This is a genomic window from Janthinobacterium sp. GW822-FHT07H10 (genome assembly GCF_058798675.1).
This window is the reverse complement of sequence record NZ_JBXAKS010000006.1, coordinates 50014-76407: the sequence shown is the minus strand read 5'-3', so window position 1 is coordinate 76407 and position 26394 is coordinate 50014. Positions and strand designations below refer to the sequence as shown.

Genomic DNA, 26394 nt, shown 5'->3' with positions numbered 1-26394 from the left:
AGACGATGTGGTCCGCACCGGCGGCTCTGGGGTGCAGCGCCGGCCGGACCGCTATCCACGCCAAGGAGGTTCAGCCACCTGCCATCAACCACCTTCACTAAGACCATTTCATCGTAGCAGCTAATTCGGCGGGAAAACTCTCCAATATTTGCATGCCGCCCGCCGCCGTTACAGCCAGCCGTCGCGCTTCAGGCGGCGGTGCAGCAGGTAGCAGCCGACGAAGATGCCGACGATCACGGCCGGGTAGCTGCCGCGCCATTTCAGCTCGGGCATGAATTCGAAATTCATGCCGTACAGGCTGAAGACCATGGTGGGCACGGCCAGGATGGCGCCCCAGCCGGCCAGGCGCTTGACGACCTCGTTCTGGCGGATCGAGATTTGCCCCAAAGCCACTTGCATGGCGGAATTGACCATCTCGCGCATCTGGCCCGCCGTGTGCGTGACGCGCTTCACGTGGTCGAGGATGTCGCGGTAATAGATGCGGTTTTCCTTGGGCACGATGTCGCCATGGAAACGGATCAGCTGGGTGCAGATTTCATGCAGGGGGTTGACGGCCGCGTCGAGTTTCAGCAGTTCCGTCTTGAGCTGGTAGAAATCCTGTAGCTTGTCTTCGCTCAGGCTGGGCTTGAACAGCTGGGTTTCATACTGCTGGAACCTGGCCTGCAGATGGTCGATGCAGGGCTGATACTGGTCAACGATGAAATCGATGATGGAATACAGCACATAGCCGGGACCGCTGGCCAGCTTGTCCGGCACGCTTTCCTTGCGTTCGCGTAACTTCGCATAGCCGGCCGAGGGGCCGTGGCGCACGGTGATGATGAAGCGGCAGCCGAGGAAGACGTGGGTTTCGCCGTAGACGATGGCGTCGCCGTCCAGGCTGGCCGTGTGCAGCACCATGAACAGGGTGTCGCCGTACTCCTCCAGCTTGGGCCGCTCGTGCGCCCCTTCCGCATCCTCGACGGCCAGTTCGTGCAGGCCGAAAGCCGCCTGCAGCGCCTGCATGGCCGTGGCATCGGGGCCGGCCAGGCCGATCCAGACGAAGCAGTCTGGGTCGCCGAGAAAGTCGCTCACCTTGTCGATATCGAAATGCGCGATCTTCTTGCCGTCGCGATACGCTTCGCAATTGACGACGGCGGCGTGGGTACTGAGGTCCATGGTGGTTTTCGGGCTACGATGTCGGGCCGCCAGTATAGCGGAATGGCCTTTGTCACTCTGTTAAGTTGACCGCTCCGCCCGCCACAGCGCTTAAAACAGGCCGAACAGCGATTTTTTCGGCGCCGCGCAGCTGGCGGTGACGGGCGCGGCGATTTCCTGTTTCGCCGCCGGGTCCGTCACGTCGAGCAACACCTGCCTGCACTTGTTGTCACCGAGGAAACGGAACTCCACCTGGTATTTCTTGCCCGCTTCCGGCGTCAGCTGCAAGGTCAAGGGCCCGCAGGAACCGGCGCGCAAGCCATGTTCGGCCGGCCAGTCGGCGTAGGCCTGCACCCACAGCGGCTCGCCCGCCGTCAGCGTCTTCTGCACTTCCGGCAGCACGCCCGTCATGCGCCGCGAGCGCTCGACCATCTTCGAAATAAATGGCAGCAATTTCTCACGCAAGGTCGTGGCGTCGTACACCTTGCCCGCCGGCGTAAAATCCTTGCACTCTTCCGCGCTGCCGCTGGTGCCGTACTCCACCACCATCTGCTCGCCCGACGATACCAGGCTCAGCTTCGCGACGACCGGCGCGGCGGCCGCTCCGGCCACGGCAGGCGCCGCCGCCGGGGTTTCCACCACCGGCGCCGCCACGACCTCGTCACCCGCCTGGCTTGCCCCGGCACTCGCGCCGGCCGCAGCCAGCAAGACACTCAATACACCACGCACACTATGTTTACGCACAAGAAATCCAGATCCAAAGTAAGTTTCATCGAAATATTAGTTGATTCAACACAATTAATATTGCCATAAAAGATAATATATTAAATATTTCCACATAGCAACTCCATGCCATCGAGCCATGCTGCCGCCCATGGCGCCTCCATTGACATTCAGGCACGTCAATGTAAAATGAGAACCATTCGCATTTAAGAAGCACCTGCACGCCTGCGGCATGGGGACTTCCGCGCCAACCTGGAGTGTGCCGTGACGTATGCCGTATCCCCCGCCGCCGATCCCGTCGCCCGACTGTACGGCGAACACCATCCCTGGCTGCTGCGCTGGCTGCGCGGCAAACTGTCCTGCACGGACCACGCGGCCGACCTGGCGCAAGATACCTTCGTCAAATTGCTGGCCACGCCAACGGAGCGCGCCGTCGGCCTGCGCACGCCGCGCGCCTACCTGACCACCGTGGCGCGGCGCCTGCTGATCGACCATTACCGCCGCCAGTCGCTGGAACAGGCCTGGCTGGCCACCCTGGCCCAGTTGCCCGCGCCCGTCACGCCGTCGGCGGAAGAGCGCTTGCTGATCCTGGAAACGCTGCACCAGATCGATATGCTGCTCGATGGCCTGGGCGCGAAGGTGCGCACGGCGTTCCTGCTGTCGCAGCTGGAAGGCCTGGGCTACGCCGAGATCGCCGCGCGCCTGAACATCAGCGAGCGTACCGTCAAGCGCTACATGGTGCAGGCGCTGGCACAATGCATCCTGCTGCTGGCATGAGCGCCGCCATCGATGCGCACGCCGCGCATGAAGCGGCGCACTGGATGATGCGCCTGCAAGGCGGCGAACTGGACGACGCGTCACGGCAGGCGCTGGCCCGCTGGCGCGCCCGCCATCCGCGCAATGAGGCGGCCTGGCAACGGGCCGAGCAGGTGTGCCGCACCTTCGGCATGCTGTCCGCGCCGCTGGCCATGCCGGTACTGGACCGCCCAGCCCGCGTCCAGCGCCGCGCCACCCTGAAAACCCTGGCCGTGCTGATCGTCGCCGGACCTGCCGGCTGGGCCATGCTGAAAGTGGCGCCGTGGCAGGAATGGACGGCCGACCTGCGCACGGCCACGGGCGAGATCCGCCACCTGACCCTGGCCGACGGCAGCCGCCTGAGCCTGAACACGGCCAGCGCCGCCGATATCGGCTTCAGCGCCGCGCTGCGCCTGGTGCACCTGCGTGCCGGCGAAATCCACGTGGCGACGGCCCCCGATCCCCATCCTGGCCGGCGCCCATTCATCGTGCGCACCAGCAACGGCAGCGTGCGTGCCATCGGCACGCGCTTCACGGTGCGCCAGGACGTCAGCCTGCTGGGCGCGCGCACCCATGTGGCCGTGGCGCAGGGCGCCGTCGAAGTGCGGCCCGCCGAAGGCCGTCCCGTCATTCTGCAGGCCGGCTGGCAAGCCAGCTTCGACGCGGCGGCCGCCAACACGCCGCAGCCGCTGGCGCCGCATGCAAACGCCTGGCTCAAGGGCTTGCTGTACGCGGACGACACGCCGCTGGCCGACGTGCTGGCGCAGCTGGCGCGCTACCGCCACGGCGTCGTGCGCTGCGATCCGGCCGTGGCGCGCCTGCGCGTCTCGGGCGTCTACCAGCTGCGCGACACGGACGCGCTGCTGGCCCTGCTGCAAGCGTCGCTGCCCATCCGCGTGCGGCGCCCTAGCCGTTTCTGGATTTCGGTCGAGCCCGCATAAAACTTTTACAAAGAATGTCCCTTTCCGCCATGTGCCTCGTCAATCCACACAGGACCAACACATGAACGAAGGGAAACACGCAATGAAGCACTACCGCAACACCAGCATCACCCTCGCCCTGCTGGGCAGCCTGGCCCTGACACCGCTCGCGCACGCGCAGCAGCTGCAGCAGGATGGCCCAGCGCGTCACTACCAGGTGGCCGCCGGCCCCCTCAGCACGGCCCTGTCCGCGTTTGCGGCCGAGGCCGGCGTCAGCATTTCCGGCGCCGCCAGCCTGTACGCGGGCTTGAGCAGCCGCGGCTTGAACGGCCATTACAAGGTGGCCGACGGTTTCGCCCGCCTGCTCGACGGCAGCGGCCTGATCGCCATCGACCAGGGCGGCGGCCACTACGCCGTACGCCAGCAGCCGTCGGCGGCGGACGCCGCCACCCTGCCCGGCATCGCCGTGCGCGCCACGGCCGAGCGCAGCACCAGCACGGAAGGCACGGGATCCTATACGACGCCGGCCACGGCCAGCGCCACGGGCCTGGTGCTGTCGCTGCGCGAGACGCCGCAATCGGTCAGCGTCATCACGCGCCAGCGCATGGATGACCAGGACTTGCTGACGGTGCGCGACGTGCTGCGCAACACGCCCGGCATCGCCGTCAACCAGTTCGACACGGAGCGCAGCACCTTTTCCGCGCGCGGCTTCGACGTCGACAATTTCCAGTACGACGGCGTGCCCACCACGTATAAAGTGCAGTATTCGGGCGGCGAGTCGGAAATGGATTCGCTGATCTATGACCGCGTGGAAGTGACGCGCGGCGCCACGGGCTTGCTGACGGGCGCCGGCTACCCGTCCGCCTCGATCAACCTCGTGCGCAAGCGGGCCAGCGCCAGGCAGTTCGAAGGCCAGCTGTCGCTGGCGGCCGGCTCGTGGAGCGATTACCGCGGCACCGTCGACCTGGCCACGCCCCTGAACGGCGACGGTTCCGTGCGCGGCCGCGTGGCCGGCGCCTGGCAGGACCGCAAATCGTTCACCAGCCACTATGCGAACCAGCGCCAGCTCGTCTACGCCACCGTCGAGGCGGACCTGGCGCCCGGCACGGTGGCCAGCGTGGGCGCCAGCTACCAGAAGAACGACCCGAAAGGCAGCAACTGGGGCGGCTTCCCGCTGTGGTACAGCGACGGCACGCGCACGGATTTCGACCGTTCCGTCTCGACGGCGCCGCGCTGGGCCGCCTGGGCCACGGAGCAGACGAATGTGCACGCCACCGTGGAGCACGCGCTGGGCCAGGGCTGGAAGGCGCAGGCGCAAGCCATGTACAGCAAGCATACGGAAGACACGCCGCTGCTGTTCCTGGCCGAGCGGCCGGACCGCATCACGGGTCTGGGCATGCTCGGCTATCCGAACCGCTACATCGGCCAGCGCGAGCAGAGCAGCGCCGACCTCAAGCTGTCCGGCCCGTTCACCCTGGGCGGACGCCAGCACGAAGTCATCGTCGGCGCCAATTACACGCTGCAGCGCGCCGAGTTCAGCGTCAAGGAAGCGCTCGATCCCGAGCCGATCGGCAATTTTCTCGCCTGGGACGGCAGCTACCCGCAGCCGGCCTGGGGCGAGCCCGTGCTGTCGGAAAAATATACCACCAAGCAATATGGGGCCTATGGCGCGGCGCGGCTGAACCTTGCCGACCACACCCGGCTGATCGTCGGCGGGCGCCTGAGCCGCTGGGACAAGGACCGCATCGGCTTCGATGGCAGCGCCCGCTTTGCCTTCGCCAAGAGCAAGTTCGTGCCGTATGCGGGCCTGGTGGTCGACTTGAACAGCGTGTATTCGGCCTATGCCAGCTACACGGACATCTTCCGCCCGCAGGAAAACCAGGACCGCACGGGCGCCTGGCTGGACCCGCTGACGGGGCAAAGCATGGAAGTGGGCTTGAAAGGCGAGTTGCCGGGTGGACAGTTGAACGGCGCCATCGGCATCTTCGAGATCAGGCAGGACAAGCTGGCCCAGCCGGACGGCGCCCACAGGATTCCCGGCACCACCACGCAAGCGTATTACGCGGCGCGGGGCGCCACCAGCCGTGGTATCGAAGGGGAACTGTCGGGTCGTCTGGCGCCGGGTTGGAACGTGACGGCCAGCGCCAGCCACTTCCGCGCCAAGGACCGCGAACAGCAGGATATCAACACCCTGTCGCCCCGCTCGACGGCACGACTGTTTACCACCTGGAAAGTGCGCCCCGACCTCACCGTGGGCGGCGGCATCAACTGGCAAAACAAGTTCTACTTTGACGACGAGGGCCCGGACGGCAAGGAAAGAATCACGCAGCAAGCCTACAGCACGGTCAGCCTGATGGCCACGTATCAGCTGTCGCGCCAGCTGACGGCCCAGCTGAACGTGGAAAACCTGCTCGACAAGCACTACATCAACATCAACACCTATGCGCAAGGCACGTATGGCATGCCGCGCAGTGTACGGGGGACGTTGACGTACCGGTTTTGACGCCCATCAATACCGATACGTCAGGCGCTGCATGGCCGCCCTTACTTGGCCTGCAGCACTCCCCACATGAAGTCGAATTTGCGGGAGCCCTTCAGGACGGCTGGCATCGGCGCGCCGGTCGGATTGAAGGGCAGCATGGCCTTGGCCCCCAGCGATGTCGCGCCTGTGGCGTCGTACGACGCATACGCATGGCAAGCGATACAGGATGACGCCGTCACCGTGCCATTGCCGACCACGCGTTCAATGACCGAATTGCCCAGTGCGGTCGGCGTGCCGTCGGCCGTCACATAGTCGACCTGGGTCGACTTCAGGCAGTAATTCTGCCAGACCGGCGACAGCTTGGCCTGGGTCATCAGCATTTGCAGCATGCTCGACTTGTCGCAGGCGCCGTACTGGGTGTTGATGGCGCGCCGGTTGGGCGCCACCACGGGCTGCTCGGCGCCAAAGCTGTCATAGCAGCCGAGGTCGTCGCAGCGGCCTGGATTTTTCTGGTGTTCAAAAGTGCCCCACACCCAGTTCGGGTTCTGCCGGCTGCTCACATGCAGGGCCACCAAGGCATATTCCACCTTCTCGGACACGCTGGTGTAGTACAGCGAGCGGATGCGTTCCGGGCTGCGCAACTCGGGTATCCATTTGAGCAAGGTATCCACGGGTACCCAGTCGCCCTTGACGGAGACGGCATCGGTCGGCATCTGCACATCGAGCGCGCGCTGGTAGGCCGTGGCCAGGCCCGCCCGCGTATGCAAGCCGTTCTTCTTGATATAGTCAAACTGCGGACGATTGCGCCTCACCTCTTCGGCGATGCAGGGCACCGGCGTGCCATCGACGGGAAAACCGCCCGCAGCGGCATTGCCCGGCGGGATGCAAGGCAAATCGACCGGACCGCCGCCGTGCAGTTTCGTCCTCAGCAACGCGCTGGCCTGGAATTTCCGCGCCGTGCCTGGACTCGGCCAGGCGGGCGTCGCCGTGAACGTGTCGGCATCCGACGCCCAGGTATCAAAGATCACCGATGGTGGCTGCGCGCCTGGCGTGGGCGCCGTGAACTTGGTAAACAGGCGCCAGATGAACTCGTCGGAGTTCATCTGCATGCCGTTCACCGGGCCGGCGCGTGCCGTGTCGACGACGCGCGCCACGCCAGGCGTCACGGCGGCCTCGGGCTTGGCCGCGTGGGCGGCGGACGCGGCCAGGGCCAGGCTGGCGCCGATGAACATCGTGGCCAGTATTGTCAACCGTTGCGGTATCTTGAACATGCATGCCTCCGTAAACTCGCTTGTCAGTCGGAAATGGGCTGGCCGTCAACGAAGGGCGCCAGCAAAGGGCGGTGCGGGGAAAACAAATGAAAATACGACAGTTTGTGCATGGATTAGCTCAACATGCTTATCACTTCAAGACATCGGATACCGAAGATTGAACGCCACCGAAAAGCCGTTCAGGCGAGGGATGTTGCTGAGTCTAGCAACTTAAGTGATGTCCAAACACTCACATTGTAACCATGAGGAAATTAGTTTCCCAACGTCATACTTGACGGTAAAAAGCCAGGCAGCATGCGCGATAGCGGCGTGCGCGGGTACTTCGCAGCCGGCCCGTGTACAGGCTGCCGGCCGGGTCGCGTCATGGGGGAAGGCAAGGCGGGCAAGCCGCCGTCACATGTCTTCGAATTTTGCCGTTCTTGTCATACACTGGCAACACTTTCCCGCCCATGCATGCAGGCGCACGAACGCATGGGCAAGGTCATCGACGACGCCGATAGCCTCATTCGCACAAGCGGCGCAGCGCTTCCTTCGACATAATCAACCAAGCCACAATATCCCCCATGAAAACTTCTTCCGCTGACAGCAAAACGATTTTTTCACGACAAATATTGACGATGTCTTTTGTATTGACCCTCTCCAGCTTCGTGCATGCCCAGGCCGGCGACCGGTCAGCGACAGCAAAGACCGATGACTACTCCGCCAAAATTGACCGCCTGGTACAAGCAACCAGTCCAAGAAATTTCAATGGCGTCATCCTCATCACGCAACATGGCGAAACGAAATACTCAAAAGCCTACGGCTATGCGGATATTGCAAATAAAACCCCATTAACACCCGAAGACAACTTCAGGATCATGTCGAACAGCAAGCAAATTACGGCGGTGCTGATTTTAAGAGAAGTTGAGAAAGGCACAATAGACTTGCGCAGTCCCGTCAGAAAGTACCTGCCTGACTTGCCGCAAGCCTGGGCCGACCAGGTGACGGTGCATCAGCTGCTCAACTTTTCAGCAGGCATCACTGACATTGACCAGCCACTGAATTTCAAGCCCGGAACGGACTTTTTGTATGGCGTGACCACCTACAGCATGCTGGGCAGTATTTTTGAAAAAGTCTCCGGCAAAACGTATATCGAGGCGGCCAATGACTTGTTCAAGGAACTGGGCATGAAAAACAGTTTTTGCTATGAGGAAAACAAAAGCAATAAGGTCATCAATGGCTATGTCAATGCGAAAAATGCATTCGAACTGCGCGAGCATCCAGTGCAGGGAAAAGACTGGATCGGCTTCATTCCAGCAGGTGGCATTGTTTCAAACGCCAGGGACTTGAATATCTGGGATGAAAAGCTTCACAAGGGAAAGATTTTAAAGCCGGAAACCTATCGACTGATGACGAGCTACGACATCTCCAGCCAGCATGTGGCTTTTGGCAGCGAAAAAAATGGTTATGGCTACGGTGTTTACGTGAGCGACAAGACGCCCGTCACATACATAGGGCACTCTGGCAAAGGCCTGGGATTCGCATCGATCAAGGTATATTTTCCTGAAAAAGATGTCGATGTGATTGTCCTGGAAAACCAGTACAGCGAAGACAGCGCCCTGCATTACTATTTTGAGATAAAAATAAGAGAAATCGTCATGAATAGCAGTCTTTTACGATAGCGCGGGCCACCCCAAGTACAGCGTTTCCCTCACGCCGCGGAGGAAAAAACACCCGACGGTGCGAAACGATGCCAGGTGACATGGCGCAGCCATCGCGCCATGCGGCCCTGGCGTCCGGTTACGCCGTCAGCTTGCCATCGAGCTTGCCAATCAGCTTGTCCAACGTTAGCGGATACTCGCGCACGCGCACCCCCGTCGCGTTGTACACGGCATTGGCGATGGCGGCCGCCACGCCGCAGATGCCCAGCTCGCCCACACCCTTGGCCTTCATGGGCGAGGACATGGGGTCCGTTTCGTCGAGGAAGATGACGTCCTGGTGCGGGATGTCGGCGTGCACGGGCACTTCGTAGCCGGCCAGGTCGTGGTTGACGAAGTAGCCGCGGCGCCGGTCGACCACCAGCTCTTCCATCAGGGCCGCGCCCACACCCATGGTCATGGCGCCGATCACCTGGCTGCGCGCCGCCTTCGGATTGAGGATGCGGCCGGCCGCGCACACGGCCAGCATGCGGCGCACGCGGACTTCGCCCGTGTCGCGGTCCACGCCCACTTCGACGAAATGCGCGCCAAACGTCGATTGCTGGAATTTCTTGTCGAGGTCGCCGTATTCCATGTGGTCTTCCGCGACGACGTCGCCATGGTAGGCGGCGGCAGCGAGCGGCACGCTGCGCTCGCCCTGGCTCACCTGGCCGTCGGCAAAGCGCGCGTCTTTCTCGTCGAAGCCCAGCTTGCCGGCGATGGCCTGGCGCAGGCGCACGCAGGCCGCGTACACGCCGGCCGTCGAGCTGTTGCCGCCCCACTGCCCGCCCGAACCGGCCGAGACGGGGAAATCCGAATCGCCGAGGCGCACCACGACCCGGTTCAGGGTCACGCCCAGCATCTCGGCCGCCGTCTGGGCGATGATGGTGTAGCTGCCCGTGCCGATGTCCGTCATGTCCGTCTCCACGGTAATGATGCCCTTGCCGTCGAGGCGCACCCTGGCGGCGGACTGCATGACGAGGTTGTTGCGGAAGGCGGCCGCCACGCCCATGCCCACCAGCCAGCGGCCGTCGCGCCGCGCGCCCGGTTGCGCCAGGCGCTCCTTCCAGCCGAACTCCACGGCGCCCGTGCGCAGGCAGTCGATCAGGCGGCGCTGGGAAAACGGCCGGCCGGGCTTTTCCGGGTCCACTTTCGTATCGTTGAGGATGCGCAAGACGATGGGATCCATTTTCAATTTCTCCGCCATCTCGTCCATGGCGATTTCCAGCGCCATCAAGCCCGGCGCCTCGCCCGGCGCGCGCATGGCGTTGCCCTCCGGCAGATCGAGCACGGCCAGGCGCATGGCCGTCATGCGGTTGGCGCCCGCGTACAGCAGCCGCGTCTGCAGCACGGCCGTTTCCGGCTGGCCGCCCTTCAAGTCGCCCGACCACGATTCATGGCCGATGGCCGTGATCTTGCCGTCGCGCGTGGCGCCGATGCGCAGGCGCTGGATGGTGGCGGGCCGGTGCGTCGTGTTGTTGAACATCAGGGGCCGCGTCAGCGCCACCTTCACGGGACGCTGCGCCGCGCGCGCGCCGAGCGCCGCCAGCAACGCTTCGGCGCGCACGAACAGCTTGCCGCCGAAGCCGCCACCGATATAGGGCGAGACGATGCGCACCTGGTCTTTCGGCACGCCCAGGGTGCGCGCCAGGTCGCCGCGGCCCCAGTCCACCATCTGGTTCGCCGTCCACAGCGTCAGCTTGTCGCCTTCCCAGGAAGCAATCGAGGCGTGCGGCTCCATCATCGCGTGCGACTGGTCGGGCGTCGCATACATGGCATCGAGGCGCACGGGGGCATTGGCATAGGCGCCGGCAAAATCGCCGGCGCGGCTGTCGGGCTTGCCGTCTTTCGGCTTGCTGGCGCCGCCCCTGGCCTTGGCCAGGTCGAATGCGCCCTGCTGTTCCACATATGTCACGTCGAGCAACTGCGCGGCCGAGCGGGCCTGCTCGAAGGTTTCCGCCACCACCAGCGCGATGGCCTGGTGGTAATGCTGGATGTCCGGGCCGCCCAGCAGATGGGCCGTATTCATCTTGCCCTTGCCCAGCTTGCCCGCCGACTCAGCCGTGACGACGGCCAGCACGCCTGGCGCGCGCCGCGCGGCGCCGGCATCGATGGACGCGATGCGGCCCTTGGCGATGGCGGCGCCGACGACATGGCCGTAGGCGGCATGCGGCGCGGCGGCGTGCTGTTCATACGCATACGGCGCCGTGCCCGTGGTTTTCAGGGGGCCGTCGATGCGGTCCGTGGGCCGGCCCACGACTTTCAGCTGGTCGATGGGATTGGTGGTCGCAGGTGTCGTGAATTTCATGGCCCTAGCCTTTCTTCGCTTGGACTGCTTGTGCTTCCCTCAGCACGGAGGCTATCGTGCGCTCGGCCAGGGTCACCTTGAAGCCATTGTCGTCCGTCGGCCTGGCACCGGCCAGCAACTGCCGGGCCACGGCGGCGGCGCCATCGGGCATGGCCTGTTCCGCGCCCGCAACCCGCCACGGCTGCGGCGCGACACCGCCCAGGGCCAGCCTGCCCGTGCCGTCCGGCAAGATCACCGCCGCGACGGACACCAGCGCGAACGCGTACGAGGCGCGGTCGCGCACCTTGCGGTACATATGCGTGCCGCCCGGCGGCCGTGGCAATACCACGCCCGTGATCAGTTCGCCTGGCTGCAAGACGGTCTCCACGTGCGGCGTATTGCCCGGCAGGCGGTAAAAGTCGGCGATCGGTATCGTGCGCACGGCGCCGTCGGCGCGTACCGTGTCGATGCTGGCGTCGAGCACGCGCATGGCCACGGCCATGTCGCTCGGGTGCGTGGCGATGCAGACATCGCTGCCGCCCACGATGGCCAGCGGCCGGCTGAAGCCGCCGATGGCGGAACAGCCGCTGCCCGGCACGCGCTTGTTGCAGGCCTGGTTTGTATCATAAAAGTAAGGACAGCGCGTGCGCTGCAGCAGGTTGCCGGCCGTCGTCGCCTTGTTGCGCAGTTGCGCCGACGCGCCGGCCAGCAAGGCGCGCGACAGCACGCCGTAATCGCGGCGCACCGTGGCATGGGCCGCCAGCGCCGTATTGCGCACGAGGGCGCCGATGCGCAAGCCGCCATCGTTTGTTGCTTCCACCTTGTCCAGGGCCAGGCCATTGACGTCGATCAGATGCGCGGGCGTCTCGATCTCGAGTTTCATCAGGTCGAGCAGATTCGTGCCGCCGGCGATGAAGCGGGCGCCCGGCGTGCGCAGCGCGGCCGCCGCTGCCTCGGCCGGCGTGGCGGCCTTCTGGTAAGTAAACACTCTCATGCCGGCCTCCCCGCCACCTCGGCGATGGCGTCGATGATGTTGGAGTAGGCGCCGCAGCGGCACAGGTTGCCGCTCATGCGCTCGCGCAATTCTTCGGGCGTCGCCTGCGGCGCCGCGTTCAGGTCCGCGCTGACATGGCTGGGGATGCCCTGGCGCAGCTCTCCCAGCGCGGCCACGGCCGAACAGATCTGCCCCGGCGTGCAATAGCCGCACTGATAGCCGTCGTGTGCGATGAAGGCTGCCTGCATCGGGTGCAGTTTGTCGGGCGTGCCCAGGCCCTCGATGGTGGTAAGCTTGGCGCCGTCATGCATCACGGCCAGGGTCAGGCAGGCATTGATGCGCTGGCCGTCGAGCATGACGGTGCAGGCGCCGCACTGGCCGTGGTCGCAGCCCTTCTTGGTTCCCGTCAGATGCAGGTGTTCGCGCAAGGCGTCGAGCAAGGTGGTGCGCGTGTCCAGTTCCATGCTGTGGCGCTGGCCATTGACCTCCAGCGTGACGTTCATCAACACGGGCGGCGGCGCCTGGCCGGCCTGGGCGGCCGTTTTTACCGCTTCCGCCGCGCCGGTGACGCCGGGCACGGCCACGGCGGTGGCCGACAGGGCGCCGGCGATCAGCAAGCCGCGCCGGCCTGTATCGATACGATGGACCTGCTTGATCTCGCTCATGTCGCGCTTCCTCCTGGCAGTTGGCTGGGTGGGCGCATGCAGGCCCGAAGTGCCAGTCTGGCGGCAGGACATGTACGCGTCTGTACGCGAACGTACGCAGAACCCCGCTTAACTCCCCATTTGCGCCTGTCCCTGGCGCACGCGCAAACTGCGCCGGGGCGTGCCGACGCCGCCCAGCGCCGCGTAGCCCGTATGGCGGGCGCAGTGGTCGAGCGCCTGGCGCAGGGCCGTATCGACGTTGCGCAGCGACATGTCGTGCCGCTCGGCCACCTCCTGCCGGGTCAGCTCATCGACGCGCAGCGCTTCGAGCACTTGCCGGTGACGCCGTGGCAACAGTTCGACGGCCTGCGCCAGGCGCCGCAGGTCCGCATGCAGCTCGGCCAGGCGTTCCGGCCCCGCCGCCGCATCGGCCAGGCGCTCGATGCCCTCCTCTTCCCCATCGCCCGCGTCCGCATACAGCCAGGCGCGGTTGCGGCGCAGGCTGTCCGTGGCCGCATTGCAGGCGACGCGGAAGACATAGGCGACGGGACTGTGCGCCAGCGGCGCGCCATTGCCCGCCCCCAGGCGCAGCCAGGCGTCGTGCAGGCTGTCGCTGGCCAGCTCGGCGCAGCCCAGGTGCCGCGTCAGGCGACGGTGCAGGCCCGCGTAATGGCTTTCCAGCACCGCCTGCAGCTGCGCGCCCGGCCCTGGCGCCGACGCCATGTCGTTGGCGGCCCGCAGACGGGGCCGCATGGCTGGCCAGCAGCGGGCCATGCGCGCATGCCCCACAGCGCCCGCTGCCATGCGCAATAGCAACATTTCCACCATGCCGGCCATCATGGCGACAGCCTGCTGCGCTCTTGCGCCGTCAGCTGGCGCGTGGCCGATTCCGGCAGCGGGCCCAGGCCCAGCACGCGCACGGCGCTGCGCGGGTTGTAGTCGGCCGCCTCGATGCGGGCGCCGTCCTGCGGGGCCGCTTGCGCGCTGTCGGACGGCGCGTCGCCGCCAAAGCCCAGCACGCGCACCGTGAACACGGATGGCTGCGCCGAGCGGGTGGCGGCGCGCTCGCGCTGCACCACGTCCTGCGCCGCCGCCGTGGCCTGGGAAGCCGCCGCGCTGGCGTTCGTCATGGCCGCCACGTTGACGGACGCCACTGTCGGCATGCCTTTCGCTTCGCCCTTGACCTGGATATTCGCCGCGTTCATCACCTTCAGCGCGGCCAGGTTGACGTTGCCCGAGACGCGGATGCCCGCCTCGCCCGCGTCGATGGTGCCCAGCGGCGCCAGCAAGTCCACGTCGCCGGCCGGCACTTCCGCGATCGGCGCCAGCGTGGCGATGCCGGCGCCCGTGCTGGGCACGTCGGACGACAAGGTCACGTTGCCCCAGTTGTCATACACGCGCTTGGGCGGCGTGTAGACGATGGTCGACTTCGAGCCACGGCCCGCGTTGATGTCGCCCGTCGACGACCAAGCGAGGATGTCGCCGCCAAACGTCGTCATGATGCGGCTCTGGCCCAGCAGGATGCTGCCGTGCGAGAACAGGTCGATATTGCCGCCGCCCTTGGTGATGACGCCCGAGGTCGACGGCGGCGCCTCGCCTTCGATGCCCAACACCTGCTGGCCGCCCGGCGTCAGCAGCGCGATATCGCCACCGAAATTCGTGTGCACGTAGCCGCTGCGGGGAACGATGCGGTCATAGTTCAGCGAAAGCGGATTGTAGGCGGCATACGTGCCGCGGTACATGACGATATCGCCCGCATACGAAATCGCCTTGCCGCTGGCGTCCGTGGCCGGCGCCAGGCCCGCGATGGCGTTGCGGCTGCGCAAGAAGCTGCCATAGCGCGAGCTGTCCGCATCGTTATACTCGCGCCCGCCTGCCTTCAGTTCCGCGAAATACACGGTGCGGGCGAACACGCGCTGCTGCGGCTCGGGCAAGGCCAGGTAAAAGGCCAGCGCCTCGGCCGCCGTGCCCTTGAAGCCGTAGCGCTCACCGAGCCAGGCTGCCAACTCACTGTCGTACGATTTCACCACCTTGCCCGCCTGGTCCGCCAGCGGCACGCCCTTCTGCGCCACGTTCGCCGGATCCAGATACGGCTTGACGAAGCGCAGGTAATCGAGGCCGGCCGCGCCCACGCCCGCCTGCATGGCGATGCCGGCGCCCGGGCGCTTGTCGCCCGCCACGACGGGACCGAGGCTGACGACGCTGCCTTTATCCTGCATCAATATGTTGCGGCCCGCGCTGATGTCGAGCGTGCCGGGACCGGCCACGTTGAAGGAACTGCCGAGGATGTCGCGCCCGGCCGAGACCACCGATACGTCATATGCATTGTTGTGCACGAAAAGGTTGCTGAGTATCCTGAAGCGCATCTCGCCGGCGGCGGTGCCATCCAGGGCTTCCAGCTGCGCCGTGCCGCTGCTGACGATATCGCGTCCCGCCTTCATCCACACGGGTTGCGCCCCCTCGTACCAGGTGATGCCCGCATGCGCGGCATCGGTGAACTCGATGATGCGGCCGCTATTCACGCCCACCAGGTCGCCCGTGGCGGCATAGATGCGGGCGGCCTGCGTACCGCCGTTCGCAGGGCCGGCCGAGGAATTCGGTCCGAAGGCAAACAGCGGGAAGTTCCATTTCGTTGCTGGCGTCCCCTTGCTTGAGACATTGGCAGCCAGGGGATCGGTCACGTAAGTCCTGATATCCCAGCCCGTAAAGCCAGGCTTGAACGGCGTAACGATGCTGTCGGCGGCGGCACCGGACTGGCTGACGGCATAGCCGCCCGCATAGATGGAATCGCCGGCAAGCCACTGCAGCTGCGCATTGGGCGATGGCGCCAGCACCAGCGGATCAGCATAACTGGTGGCGGCATTCGAGTCGACAACTGCTTTGCCGTAATACAAGCTGCCATGCGGCGCCGCGGCCCGCACGATGGACGGGTAGACGATGGCCAGGTCGGTGGCCGTGCCAAGCGACCCGCTCAGGGGAGTCATATTGCCGCCGGCAGAGAACAGGTCGAGCGCCGTGCGCGGCGTCCACAGGCTGAACCAGCTGTAGCCATAGCCCTGCTCTCCGGACGGGCCGGTGAATGGCGTGGCATTGGGCAGGGTCACGCGGCCGGGGTCGGCCACATCCTGCAGCGCCTGGTCGCCCAGGGTCGCCACGCTGAAGGTGGCGTCGCCGGGTACCAGGAGCATGCCGCCGCGCGGCGTGGCGCGCGTGGCCGTGAAGGCATCATAGGCCCGCGTTTCCAGCGGTACGTGCTGGGTAGGCTGCGAACCGTACTGCAGCGCCAGGCTGCCCAGCTGTGCGGCCGACGTTTCCGCGTGGCCCCGCAAGTCGACCAGCGCGCCATTCAGATAGCCTCCACCGGGCGTGCTGGCGGGATTGAGCGCACCGCCCACGCGCAGGTCGAGGTCGCCGCCGCCCGTCAGCAGCAGGCTGCCGTCGGCCTGCACGCGGCCCGTGCTGCCCACGGCCAGCAGCAAGCCCTGCGAACGGGGATTGATGTTGGCGTTATAAGAACTGCCCGTCAGCAGTGTCTGCACGCCCGCATCACCCGCCACCTCGGCGCGCACATTGCCGCCGCCCAGGGTACCGAAGCCCGTAAAGCCCAGCACGGTGTCGGCCAGGGTATCGCGGCGCATATAGCTGCCGAAGTTGATCCACCACGCCGTCGGCTGGGCCGGGCCGCCCGTGGCCACGCCGCCGCTGCCCTGGCGCCACAGCCAGTTGCCCACCGGCACCGAATCGGCCAGGCCATCCTTGCTGACGGGACGCTCGTTGCTGGCGCTCGACGCGTTGAGCAACGCGCCGCTCAAGTTACCCGCCACCTTCAGCAGCAGATTGCCGCCCTGGTCCGGATACCATGCCCGATAGATGCTGTCGGCGCCGCCATCGACCAGGCCCTCATGCGCGCCGTCGGGGTTGCCCAGCACCGTACCGTTCGCATTGCGCGAGCGCGGCAGGTTGTACGGGTCGCCGGCCGCCGTCGGCGAAGACGACATGCCCGCCGTGTATACGCCATACAGGCTGTCCATGCGCAGGTCGCCGCCGCTGACGAGGTCCAGGTCGCCCGTGCCCGTGCGCAGCACGCTGTGGCGCAGGCTGCTCGCCTTGTAGTCGAACGTGGGGTTCGGCGTGCCGCACCAGGTGGGATTTTCCTCGCAAATGGTGGGCCAGCCCAGCGCCACCGGATCGAGCAGGTCGCCCTCCTTGGTTCTGGGGTCGGCAAACTCTTCCGCGCCTTCTTTGGTCCACACGTAGGACACCCTCAGATCGCACCAGCTGGCGGTGTCGGCGCAGAACTTCGCAATCGTGGTGCCGTTCTGATTGAGAAATTCCTCGGAGATCGGTTCACCCGCCACGATGCCTTCGATGCCCTGCTCTCCCGCTTCCTTGCTCCAGTACTGCACGCCCTTCGGCGGCACCAGCACGCCATACATGCCGTAGTGGCTGTCGGCCAGGCGCAGGGTGCCGTGCGCGGGATGCGCCTGCACGCTGCGCGTGTCGGCCCCGTCCAGGTCGGCGCCCGCCACCAGGCGCATGCCCCACGCTTGCGAACCTTCGGCCAGCATGGGCGCGATGGCCCACAGCTTGCCCTGGCTGCCCGCCACTTCCGGACGCAGCTCGATTGCCGCCACATTGGGCAACAGCTTGACGTCGGTGCCGGACGGGATCAGGGAGCCCACGGCCAGCGCCAGGTTGCCATCGAGTACAAAGACCGAGCGTTCACCGGCCACGCCAGGCAGCGGCACGCCCTTGGGCCAGGTCATGGCGCTCACTTTCACCGCTTGCTTGAGCACGCTGCCGGCGTCGAGGCGCATGCCGGCCGTAAAGGTCTGCTCCGTGGCCAGCAAGGTGCCGGCCGCGTGGACGATCTTGCCGGCGCTGTCGCGCACGGCAGCGGCCAGCACCGTGCCGGCCGGCGCGGTCATGGCCTGGTCCAGGGTCACGGCCACGGGCAGGCGCGTATTGGCCATCAAATTGAAACCCTTGATGGGCAGGTCGTAATTGAGCGCGATTCCGCCCGGGAACAGCGTGCCATCGGCCACGGTCACGCCCTTGCCCGGCACGATGACGTCGCTGCCATTGATGTCGCGCCCCGGCAGCAGGCGCCAGCCGTTCTCGTCCTTGGTGGCGGGCGGCGGCGCGAAGCCGTCATTGATGCTGCCGTAGATGCTCAGGTCGCCGCCGGCGCGCAGCAGCAGGCTGCCCACCTCGCCCGAGCCGCGCACAGTCGTGCGCTGGAAGCGGGGATTGAGGCTGGCGTAGCGCATGCCCGACAGATCCACGTCGCCCTGCACCACCAGGTCGCCGTCCGCCGTCTTGCTGACGATATCGACGCCGGGACGCACATGCAGCGCATCGGCATACGCGGCCGTGGCCAGGCCCGCCAGTTTGCCGTTGCGCAAGTTCGTGTTGGCCAGCGCCGCGTCGATGAAGGCCGCGCTGTCCCCGTGCTTGCTGTCCAGGTAAGCCTGGTTGATCACCTGGTACGGCCGGCCGCTGGCCGACAGGTCGGGCGCCAGCACGCCATAGGCATCGGGCGTCATGGCGTAGGCCGCGTCGTCGTAGCGCTGCATGGCGTTGACGGCGATGGATTTCGCGCCGCGGATGGTCAAGCCGCCGCCGGCCGCGATGGCGATGTCGCCAAAGGTGGCGGCGTCGACGTCCGTGCGGGCACCGCCGCTGCCCAGGCGCGGCGCGCTCAATTCCAGCGTGCCGCGCGCGGCGCCGTCGTATTCGCCCTTGCCCTTGCCGGCCACGGCGGCCGTGCCGTGGCGCACGTCGATCTGCGCGCCGCCGGCCAGGTTCAATACGCCCTCGCCCGCATTCAGTTCCACCATGGCCCGGTTCGGGCTGTCGATGATCTTGCCATAGCTATCGACGCGCAAGACCGTGCCATGCGCGTCGAGCACGGCGTTGCCGGCCAACGTCAATCCATGCTTGCCGGCCAGGCGGATGCTGCCCACGCGCTCGCCGCTGGCGTCGATCACGCCAGCGACGGTGAGACGGCCATTGTCGACGGAGACCTGCACCTCGCCCGCCTTCAGCTCATTGCCTATTGTCAAGTCGCCCCGTTTCAGCTGGAAGCTGCGCCCGCCCGTCACGCCGCCTGCCGTCAGGCGCTGGTTCAGCGACGCGAACTGGCTGTCCAGGTTGCCGCCCGCGCCCAGGGTTTGCGCGCGCACGTCCACGCTGCCCTGCTTGTACGGCACCATGGTGCCGCCCGCGTCGTAGCTGCCGCTGGCGCCGCCCAGTATCTTGCCCTGCAAATCCACCATGCCGGCCCCGCCGTCGAGCGCCACCGCCTTCAGGCTGCCGGCGCGGTTGTGCTCGGCCGACAGGTCGATCACGGCACCGCTTGCTGCGCGGATGTCGCCGGCGCGGCTGTCCAGGGTGACGTCGCCGCCCCAACTGTACTTATCCACGTCGAAGAAAGTGCTCTTGCGACCCGCCAGGTCGAGGCGGGCGCCATCGGCCACGGTGATGTCGTCCTGCGCGCTGACGGTGAGCTTGCCGCTCGGCAGCACCACGGCCGTGGCCACGCTGACGCTGTCGCCCTTCAGGCTCAGCTGAGCACCGAGCCCATCGTTGTTCTTGACGGGTGCCGCCGGCGCCACGCCGGCCGGCGCCGCCACCGTCAGCGCGCCGCCCGCCGTGTAGCTGTGCACGGAGCCGGCGTCGCCCGTCAGCAGCGGCGTGATGATGTTCAGCTTGCCGCCGCTGTACTGGTAGCCCTTGCCCGTCTCATAGCCGTCCTGCGCCTGGTAGACGGACAGGCTGCCCTTGTGGTTGGCCGTGACTTGCCCGCTGGCCTTCAGGTTGACGTTGGCAAAGCCCAGTGCCAGGCGGTCGAACGAGGCGACGCCGGCCGGCTGCGTGAACGGGCCGAAGCCGAAATCGATGCGTTCCGCTTCCAGGTTCAGGGTGCCGCTGCCCGTGCCGGCGCCATGCGTGATCACATTGCCGGCCGGCGACAGGGCGCCGCCCCAGATCAAGTTGGCCGTGCGGATGGTGGCCACCGCGCCGTCGCCGCCCTGGCCATACATGGCCGGCGTGGTCAGCACCAGGCGCTCCAGGGTGGACTTGCCCGTCGTCTTGTCGTAGGTATCGAGCACCACGTCGCCATAGAAATTGACGCTGTCGGCCGCGCTCAGCATCAGTGCCTGCAGGGCCGGCGCGCCCGTGCTGGTGTCGCCGCGCAGCAGGCGCTCCAGCACGCCCTGGTTCATGGCCAGGCCGCTGGAGCGCGTGCCGCTGGCCTGGGCCGCCGCCAGCGCCTCGCTGCTGCCCATGTTGATGGCGCCCACCGCCAGGCTCAGGTTGCGCGTGCCGTAGCGGGCCGAGTTGTCCAGCTCGAAACTGCCATTCGTCGACATCAGCAAGGTGCCTTCCGAGTACAGGCTGGCCGTGCCGGCGCAGGCGTCGCCGCACACGCCGATGCTGATGCCGCCGCGCGCCGAACCGCCGACCGGGGTCACATTCATCAAGCCGTTCGAGGCGGCCAGCATGTGGATGCCCTCGTTGCTCTGGTAGATAAAACCGTCGTTGGAGTCATAGGCGGCCTTGCCGCGTCCCAGCGTGTTGATGCCCGCGCCGGGCGCAACATCGATCAGGCCGGCGGTCCATTCCGTATTCCAGGGATCGCGCGCCAGCAGCATCACTTCCGGCGCCGCCAGGATGGCGCCGCGGCGCAGGTAGATATTATGTGCCTGCGCCGTGCCAAAACTGATGTAGTTGCCGCCCTGTCCGTAATTGATGATGGGCGTGGAACCGATGACGATGCGCGCCGCGCCGATCGCGTTCAGGCTGCTGGCACGCAGCGTGACGCCGCCAAAATCCGGCGTGGCGGGCGCGCCGTCGGCGATGATTTCCAGATCCTCGGGGCCGCCCGCGATCACCGAGACGGTGCCGCCGAAGCCGCCCGTGGCCGCGCCGAACTTGCCCGTTCCCTCGAACTGGAAGGAATCGATGCCGGCGCCGGGTGCCAGCTGCAGCTTGAACGTCTTCGCATCGGCCGGCAGCAGCGGGCGGGGAATGCCCCGCGTTTGCGCGTCGGCCAGGGCAAACGCCGTATAGCCCATTTCGTTGTACTGCGAATACGTGCGCAAGACCTTGGCCGGCGTGAGTATCAGCTGGCTGGCCAGCGGCGCGCGGATATCCGTGCCCGCGATCGACAGTGTGCCGGGCGCGGCCCAGGAACCGTTGCGCAGCGGCTGCGCCGGGGCGCCGCCACTCGCCTGCCCCGCCAGGCCGTTCAGTTCCACGCGGAAGGCGCCCGGCAGCAAGGCGTAGGTCGATGGCATCAGGGTGTAGGTGCCGGCGGGCAAGCCTGGCACGCCGCTGCCTAGCGTCACCTGCCGGCCCACGGCCGGGTCGGCAGCGCCCTTGTCGCCGCCCACGGGCGCCTGCGGCGCCTGCACGCCCGGCACGATGGCGTACACGGGATTGGTCGCCAGGCCCGGCAAGACAAAGCCGCCGTTCGCCCCCACCTGCACCAGCGGATGGTAGCGCGCATCGGTGGAGCCGCCGCGGCCGGCGACAAAACCGGCGCCCGTCAATTCGCCGCCGCCGGACAGGTCCAGCAGCGCGCCCGGCTTGACGGCCACGGCCACGCTGGCGATATCGACGCCGATGCGCATGGCGCCATTGGCGCTGCTGCCGCCGACGCCGAGAAACTCCGTCTTCTTGCCGTCGACGTTCCAGTTCTGGCCATCGGCCGTGCCGCCATACGGCATGACCATGCCGGCGGCGCTGACGGAAGTGACACTGCCAGGCAAGAAATTGATGCTCAGGCTATTCTCGTCCGCGCGCAGGCTGAGACCCAGGTTAAGCAAACCCAGCGGCGCGCGCACGATGCCGCCCTGCTCGATATGGGCGGCGCCCAGCTGCAGCATGCCAAAGGCCGAGTACGGCACGGCGGGAATGCTGTCCGTGCTGCGCGCGATGGTCAGGCTGCGCTCGGGGTCGTAGACGATATTGCCATCTTTTATGTCCATGCCCACGCGCACGGCGGCGCCGGCGCCCGTGGCCGGATACAGCTGGGCCGCCTTGAGGGTCATGTCGCCCGGCGCCGACAGCACGGTCGTCGGCTGGTTGCCATCCCAGCCCAGCGGCGACAGCAGGAAGCGCAGGTCGCCACGGCTGGTCAGGCGCACGTCGTTGGCCGCGACGTCGACCATGCCGCGCACGTCGATCAGGTCGCCCGCAATGCTGATCTGGCTGGCGACCGGCGACTGTCCTGCGCTGCCTGGCGTCGTATAGAAATCGCGGCCGGCCGGCTTGATGCTGGCCAGGCGCACATACGGCGCCGCCACGCTGACCTTCGCATCGGGCGAACTGCCGGGCGAGAGCACGGGCGCGCCGTACAGCTGGAAGCTTTGCTGCATCGTCAGCGCCACGTCGCCATCGAAGCTGGCGGCGCCCAGCAGGGCCAGGTTGCCGAAACCGCCCGCTTCCACTTGCTCCACGGAAAAACGGCCATGGCCGTACTGCAGCGCCTGCGCCCCGTCGCGGGCTGTCACATTGTCAGCCAGGTCGCTGGCCGCCTGGCGCTGCGTCAGCCGCAGCTGGCGGCCCTGCAGCACCCTGGGCGTGGCCAGCACTTTCAGGTATTCGGGCGTGCCCGTGGCCACGGACAGGGTGCCGCCCGCCGCGCCCGCGCCGCCGGCCCTGGCCCGCAGCTGGCCGTCCAGATACAGGCCATTGTTCGACGCCAGCGCGATGCTGCCGCCCGCGCTGGCCACGTCGATGGCGTCGCCATCGACATCGAGCACGGCGTGCGCGCCGGACGCATCGAGCACGGCGCCGTCGCGCACGACGACGAACAGGCTGGCGGCCGAGGTGCTGCCCTGCGCATGGTCGATCTCGCCGCCGACGACGATGCTGCCGCCATCGACCACCTTGCCGTAGCGCCGGCCATGCGCATCCGTGGCGCTGACGGCGCGCGATGCCACGTCGAGCACGGCATTCTCGCCGAGCCAGATGGAGCGGCCATGGCCGGCCGCCTCCACCGCCTCGGCGACCGGCCTGTCGACGCCCACGCCGCCGAGGCTGATCTTGCCGCCCCAGGCGTTCAACCGGCCTTCCACCGTCAGCTGGCCGACGCTGGACAGCTTGATGGACTGGCCCGCATCGACGCTGAGCACGGCATTCTTGCCCACCAGCAGTTCGGCGATGGCCATGTCGGCCGCGCCGGACTGCATGTCGCCCACCTGCAGGGCCAGGCTGGCGCCCTTGCGCTGCGTCAAGATGCCCTTCAGCGGATTTTCCGTGACCTGCTCCGGCATCCACAGGGCCAGTTTTTCATTGTCCACCAGGCGCAGCATGGGCATGCGCACGTCCACCTGCGTGCCGTCGGCTACCGTCACGCCCTGCTTGCCGACCAGGCTGTAGCTGGAAAAGCCCTTGTCGAAGAAGCCGCCGCCCAGCTGCACGGTGCCTGCCTCGGGTTTTTCCATTGGGCCGATCATGATCTTGTTGGCCTGCAATTCCAGCTTGCCGCCGCCCGCCACGCCATGGCCGCGCACTTGCGCGCCTTCGCCCAGCGCCAGCTCGGCCTTCGCGCCATAGCTGGCCAGGGTCACGCTGCCGCCCTTGCCGCCCTGCTGTTTCGCCTGCGCCAGGATGGCCGCGCCGGAGCTCACGTCGACCAGGCTGCCATTGCCGACGCGCACGTCGCCAAACGCGCGCAGGGACACGCTGCCGCCGTTCACGTAAGGCAGGCCGGCGGCGGCCAGCGGATCGCGCAGCACGTTGCTGAACAAGCCGCTGGCATCGAGCGTGACGCCGTCGGCCAGCACCAGCGTGCCCGGGGGCGCGCCCGGATTGACATAGGTATCGAGCATGCCCAGCGCACCGACCTGGTTCAGCACGTTGCCGGCCGCGATGCTGCCGCCACGGCTGCGCAGGCTGGCATTGATGGCGACGTCCTTGCCGAACACGGTGATATTGCCGCCATCGGCCACCTGCAGCGCGCTGTCAATGGTGATCGCGCCTTTCGCGGCGAGGCGGATGGCACCCAGCTGCTGCTCATTGAGCAAGCCCGTGTCGAGCAGCAGCCTGCCCTGGCGCTCGGGCGCCAGCACGCTGTCCACGTCGAGTCCGGCGGCGATGCCATCCTGCACGCGCGTCAGGCGTACCTCGTCCATGACGGCCGACAGCGCATGCTGCAGCACGCCCGTGCGCTTGTCGAACATCGGCTGGTACTGGCCGACGATCAGCTGGCCGCGCTGCGCGGCCGCGAACTGCGACTGCTGGTAGCCGTCGAGCAGCGCCTGCGGCGCCTGGGTCTGGCGTTCGCCCTGGAAGACGTCGCCCGCGATGCCGCCCTCCAGCACGGCCGAACCGGTGGCCACCACCAGCTTGCCCGCATCGCGCCCCACCGTGTAGCCGTTTTCCAGCCGCTGTTGCGCGGCGATCAATGGACTGGCGTAAAACGCGCTGGCATCCTTGCCCCAGCGCGCATGCTCTTCCTCGTAGCCCTTGTACAGGCCCGCATACGCCAGGTCCGCAGGCGCGCTGCCCGCCTCGTGCAGCTTGCCGTCCGCGCCTTTCAGCCAGGTCTGGCGCAGCGCGCCCGTCTGCACGTCCAGCGTACCGCCCGACAGGTTGATGCTGGAGCCAAGCTGCGTGACGACGTCCTTGCCGCCGAAGGTCACCGTGCCGCCCTGCGCCATCCATTCGCTGACGGAGTGGCCCTGCGTGCCCAGGTAACCGGCCACCTCCAGCAAGCCGCCGGCCGTGTACCAGCGGTCGCTGTCGTAGCCGTTCGTGCCTTTGGGAAGCAGCACCAGCTTGCGGCGGTCGACCCAGATGCTGTTGTTGATCAAGGCCTTGCCGTCGCGGTTGACGGGCGCATCGCGCTGCTCGTTGCCCTGCACATTGATCTCGACATTGTTCGCCGCCATGGCCACCTTCACGCCGACGGCGCCGGCAACGTCGAGCCGGGCGCCGTCGCGCACGAGGCTGCGGCTGGCCGCGTTGACGGCGATCTGCCCGCCCGTGGCCAGGGTCAGCGAATCGCCGAGGAATTCCACCGTGCCGGCGCTGCCGATTTCGATGCGCGACTGGTCGCGGCGGTCGCTCACGGCGGCGATGTTTTCCGTCGCCACGGCCGGCCCGCGCATGGCGTCGCGCTGGCTGTCGAGCGCCGTCGTCTTGCCGTCGTCCTCGATGACGATGGCCGTGGCGGCGCCCCGTCCCAGGGTCACGCCAGCGTCGCTGCCCAGCGCGTTCAGGTGGATGGTGCCGCGCGTGGCCGTGGTGGTCGTGGCCAGCAGCACGCCGTCCTGGCGCACTTCGCGGCCCGCCAGCGTCACGTCGCCTTCGCGCGCCTGGATCAGGCCCGTGTTGACGACCTTGCCCGCCGTGCTGCCTGCCGCGAACTGGGACGTGACTTCGCTGCCGCGCGTGGTCGACAAGGGGTTGCCGTCCGTGCCCACGCATTTCTTGATGCTGAAACTGTCGCCGGCGGCCAGCAGGGCCTGACCCTTGGGTGTGCTGATCTCGCCCCCGTTGTGCACTTCCTTGCCCAGCAGCATCACGTAACCGCCGCCTTCCGTACTGCCCTTGGGCGCGCTGCTGCTGATGCGCGCGCCGGCCAGCACCTGCACCTTGCCGGCCGCCTCGGTGAACGTCGCGGCGCCGGCCGTGCCGGGGCTGTAGATGCCGCCCTTCTGGAATTGCGCGTCGCCGATGCGGGCCGCGGCCGCCACCAGGCTGCGCGTGTCGACCTGGCTCGCGCCATTGAAGACGATGCCGTTGCGGTTGACGATCAGCACCGTGCCGTCAGCCTTGATCTGGCCCTGGATCTGGCTGGGACGGGCCAGCGGATCGTTGACCCGGTTCAGCACGGCCCAATCCTTTTGCTGCTGGAAGGTCAGGCTCGTGTCCTTGCCGACGTTAAACGTTTCCCAGTTCAGGATGGCCTTGTCCGCCGTCTGCTGCACCACCACGGCCGTCTTGCCCGCCGCCACCGTCTGCACGGGCGCCTGGGCGTTGAGCCAGCCGGCCGTCAGGCTGTTGGTGTCGACCTGCAAGCCGCCTTTCACGAGGCCATCGGGCGCGCCGGGCACGCCCGCCGCCTGCTGGCGCGCCTGCGCCTGGGCCGCCTGCTGCGCGGCGATGGCGCGCGCGGCCAGGTGCAGGTTGTTGAGCGAACGCTGTAACTGCTGATTCGCCTGCTGGCCCTCGGGCCGGCTGCCCTGCGGCAGCGGCTGACCGCTCGGCAAACGGCCGGCCGTGCTAGCCGTATTTTGCGCCGCGCCCTTGGCCGCGAACCAGCCGCCGCTGAACGCCTGCTGCGCGCGCGCCGGCGTCGTGAAGGCGCCCGCCATCAGCATGGTGGTCAATGCATAGGCGAGCGGCGTGAGCCGCAAGCGGCTGCCCAGCGTGGAACAACGCTGCGCACCCATGTCAACGTGCGGGACGGGGCGCTGGGCAGTGTGAAGCTTGGTCATGGCAATGGTTT

12 protein-coding genes are annotated in these 26394 nt (G+C 67.0%); 4 read left to right on the top strand and 8 right to left on the bottom strand.

Annotation, left to right across the window (positions count from 1 at the left end; all coding sequences use genetic code 11):
• Positions 1-168: 168 nt before the first annotated feature.
• Positions 169-1155 (bottom strand): magnesium and cobalt transport protein CorA, encoded by a 987-nt coding sequence (locus tag AC1RDJ_RS15490; protein WP_289886956.1) that lies wholly within the window; start codon positions 1153-1155, stop codon positions 169-171.
• Between the two features lie 90 nt (positions 1156-1245).
• Complete coding sequence (locus AC1RDJ_RS15485) at positions 1246-1878, bottom strand: hypothetical protein (RefSeq protein ID WP_493027982.1); 633 nt, start codon at positions 1876-1878, stop codon at positions 1246-1248.
• A 243-nt stretch (positions 1879-2121) separates the two neighbouring features.
• Between AC1RDJ_RS15485 and AC1RDJ_RS15480 the strand changes: the two genes are divergently transcribed.
• The 3 genes from AC1RDJ_RS15480 (at position 2122) to AC1RDJ_RS15470 (ending at position 6075) form a co-directional block, all read left to right on the top strand.
• Positions 2122-2634, top strand: a complete 513-nt coding sequence (locus tag AC1RDJ_RS15480; protein ID WP_493027981.1) for a sigma-70 family RNA polymerase sigma factor — start codon at positions 2122-2124, stop codon at positions 2632-2634.
• Complete coding sequence (locus AC1RDJ_RS15475) at positions 2613-3593, top strand: FecR domain-containing protein (protein ID WP_493027980.1); 981 nt, start codon at positions 2613-2615, stop codon at positions 3591-3593. The genes AC1RDJ_RS15480 and AC1RDJ_RS15475 overlap by 22 nt, the downstream gene beginning before the upstream one ends.
• 61 nt (positions 3594-3654) lie before the next feature.
• Positions 3655-6075, top strand: a complete 2421-nt coding sequence (locus tag AC1RDJ_RS15470; protein WP_493027978.1) for a TonB-dependent siderophore receptor — start codon at positions 3655-3657, stop codon at positions 6073-6075.
• 41 nt (positions 6076-6116) lie between these two features.
• Here AC1RDJ_RS15470 and AC1RDJ_RS15465 read toward each other — a convergent pair whose 3' ends face one another.
• Positions 6117-7325: a hypothetical protein gene (locus AC1RDJ_RS15465; protein ID WP_493027977.1), complete on the bottom strand. Its 1209-nt coding sequence runs from the start codon at positions 7323-7325 to the stop codon at positions 6117-6119.
• A gap of 563 nt (positions 7326-7888) precedes the next feature.
• On the opposite strand from AC1RDJ_RS15465, the gene AC1RDJ_RS15460 reads away from it, so the two are divergent.
• Positions 7889-8986, top strand: coding sequence for a serine hydrolase domain-containing protein (locus AC1RDJ_RS15460; protein WP_493027976.1), 1098 nt, complete (start codon positions 7889-7891; stop codon positions 8984-8986).
• A 118-nt stretch (positions 8987-9104) separates the two neighbouring features.
• Here the strand turns inward: AC1RDJ_RS15460 and paoC are convergent, their stop codons facing one another.
• The 5 genes from paoC to AC1RDJ_RS15435 all read right to left on the bottom strand — a co-directional run bounded on the left by paoC (position 9105) and on the right by AC1RDJ_RS15435 (position 26383).
• Positions 9105-11309 (bottom strand): aldehyde oxidoreductase molybdenum-binding subunit PaoC, encoded by a 2205-nt coding sequence (gene paoC / locus AC1RDJ_RS15455; protein WP_493027975.1) that lies wholly within the window; start codon positions 11307-11309, stop codon positions 9105-9107.
• 4 nt (positions 11310-11313) lie between these two features.
• Entirely contained in the window at positions 11314-12282 is a 969-nt protein-coding gene (locus AC1RDJ_RS15450) for an FAD binding domain-containing protein (RefSeq protein WP_493027974.1), read from the bottom strand.
• Positions 12279-12947 (bottom strand): aldehyde dehydrogenase iron-sulfur subunit PaoA, encoded by a 669-nt coding sequence (paoA, locus tag AC1RDJ_RS15445; protein WP_493027973.1) that lies wholly within the window; start codon positions 12945-12947, stop codon positions 12279-12281. The genes AC1RDJ_RS15450 and paoA overlap by 4 nt, the downstream gene beginning before the upstream one ends.
• A 108-nt stretch (positions 12948-13055) precedes the next feature.
• Entirely contained in the window at positions 13056-13766 is a 711-nt protein-coding gene (locus AC1RDJ_RS15440; RefSeq protein ID WP_493027972.1) for a sigma-70 family RNA polymerase sigma factor, read from the bottom strand.
• The gene (locus AC1RDJ_RS15435) at positions 13763-26383 is read right to left on the bottom strand and encodes a filamentous hemagglutinin family protein (RefSeq protein WP_493027971.1); all 12621 of its coding nucleotides are present in this window, start codon (positions 26381-26383) and stop codon (positions 13763-13765) included. The genes AC1RDJ_RS15440 and AC1RDJ_RS15435 overlap by 4 nt, the downstream gene beginning before the upstream one ends.
• Between the last annotated feature and the right edge of the window lie 11 nt (positions 26384-26394).

Coding starts and splice junctions, on each gene's coding strand:
- AC1RDJ_RS15490 (WP_289886956.1), bottom strand. CDS start 1,155: ATGGACCTCAGTACCCACGCCGCCGTCGTCAATTGCGAAGCGTATCGC.
- AC1RDJ_RS15475 (WP_493027980.1), top strand. CDS start 2,613: ATGCATCCTGCTGCTGGCATGAGCGCCGCCATCGATGCGCACGCCGCG.
- AC1RDJ_RS15470 (WP_493027978.1), top strand. CDS start 3,655: ATGAACGAAGGGAAACACGCAATGAAGCACTACCGCAACACCAGCATC.
- AC1RDJ_RS15465 (WP_493027977.1), bottom strand. CDS start 7,325: ATGTTCAAGATACCGCAACGGTTGACAATACTGGCCACGATGTTCATC.
- AC1RDJ_RS15460 (WP_493027976.1), top strand. CDS start 7,889: ATGAAAACTTCTTCCGCTGACAGCAAAACGATTTTTTCACGACAAATA.
- paoC (WP_493027975.1), bottom strand. CDS start 11,309: ATGAAATTCACGACACCTGCGACCACCAATCCCATCGACCAGCTGAAA.
- AC1RDJ_RS15450 (WP_493027974.1), bottom strand. CDS start 12,282: ATGAGAGTGTTTACTTACCAGAAGGCCGCCACGCCGGCCGAGGCAGCG.
- paoA (WP_493027973.1), bottom strand. CDS start 12,947: ATGAGCGAGATCAAGCAGGTCCATCGTATCGATACAGGCCGGCGCGGC.
- AC1RDJ_RS15440 (WP_493027972.1), bottom strand. CDS start 13,766: ATGATGGCCGGCATGGTGGAAATGTTGCTATTGCGCATGGCAGCGGGC.
- AC1RDJ_RS15435 (WP_493027971.1), bottom strand. CDS start 26,383: ATGACCAAGCTTCACACTGCCCAGCGCCCCGTCCCGCACGTTGACATG.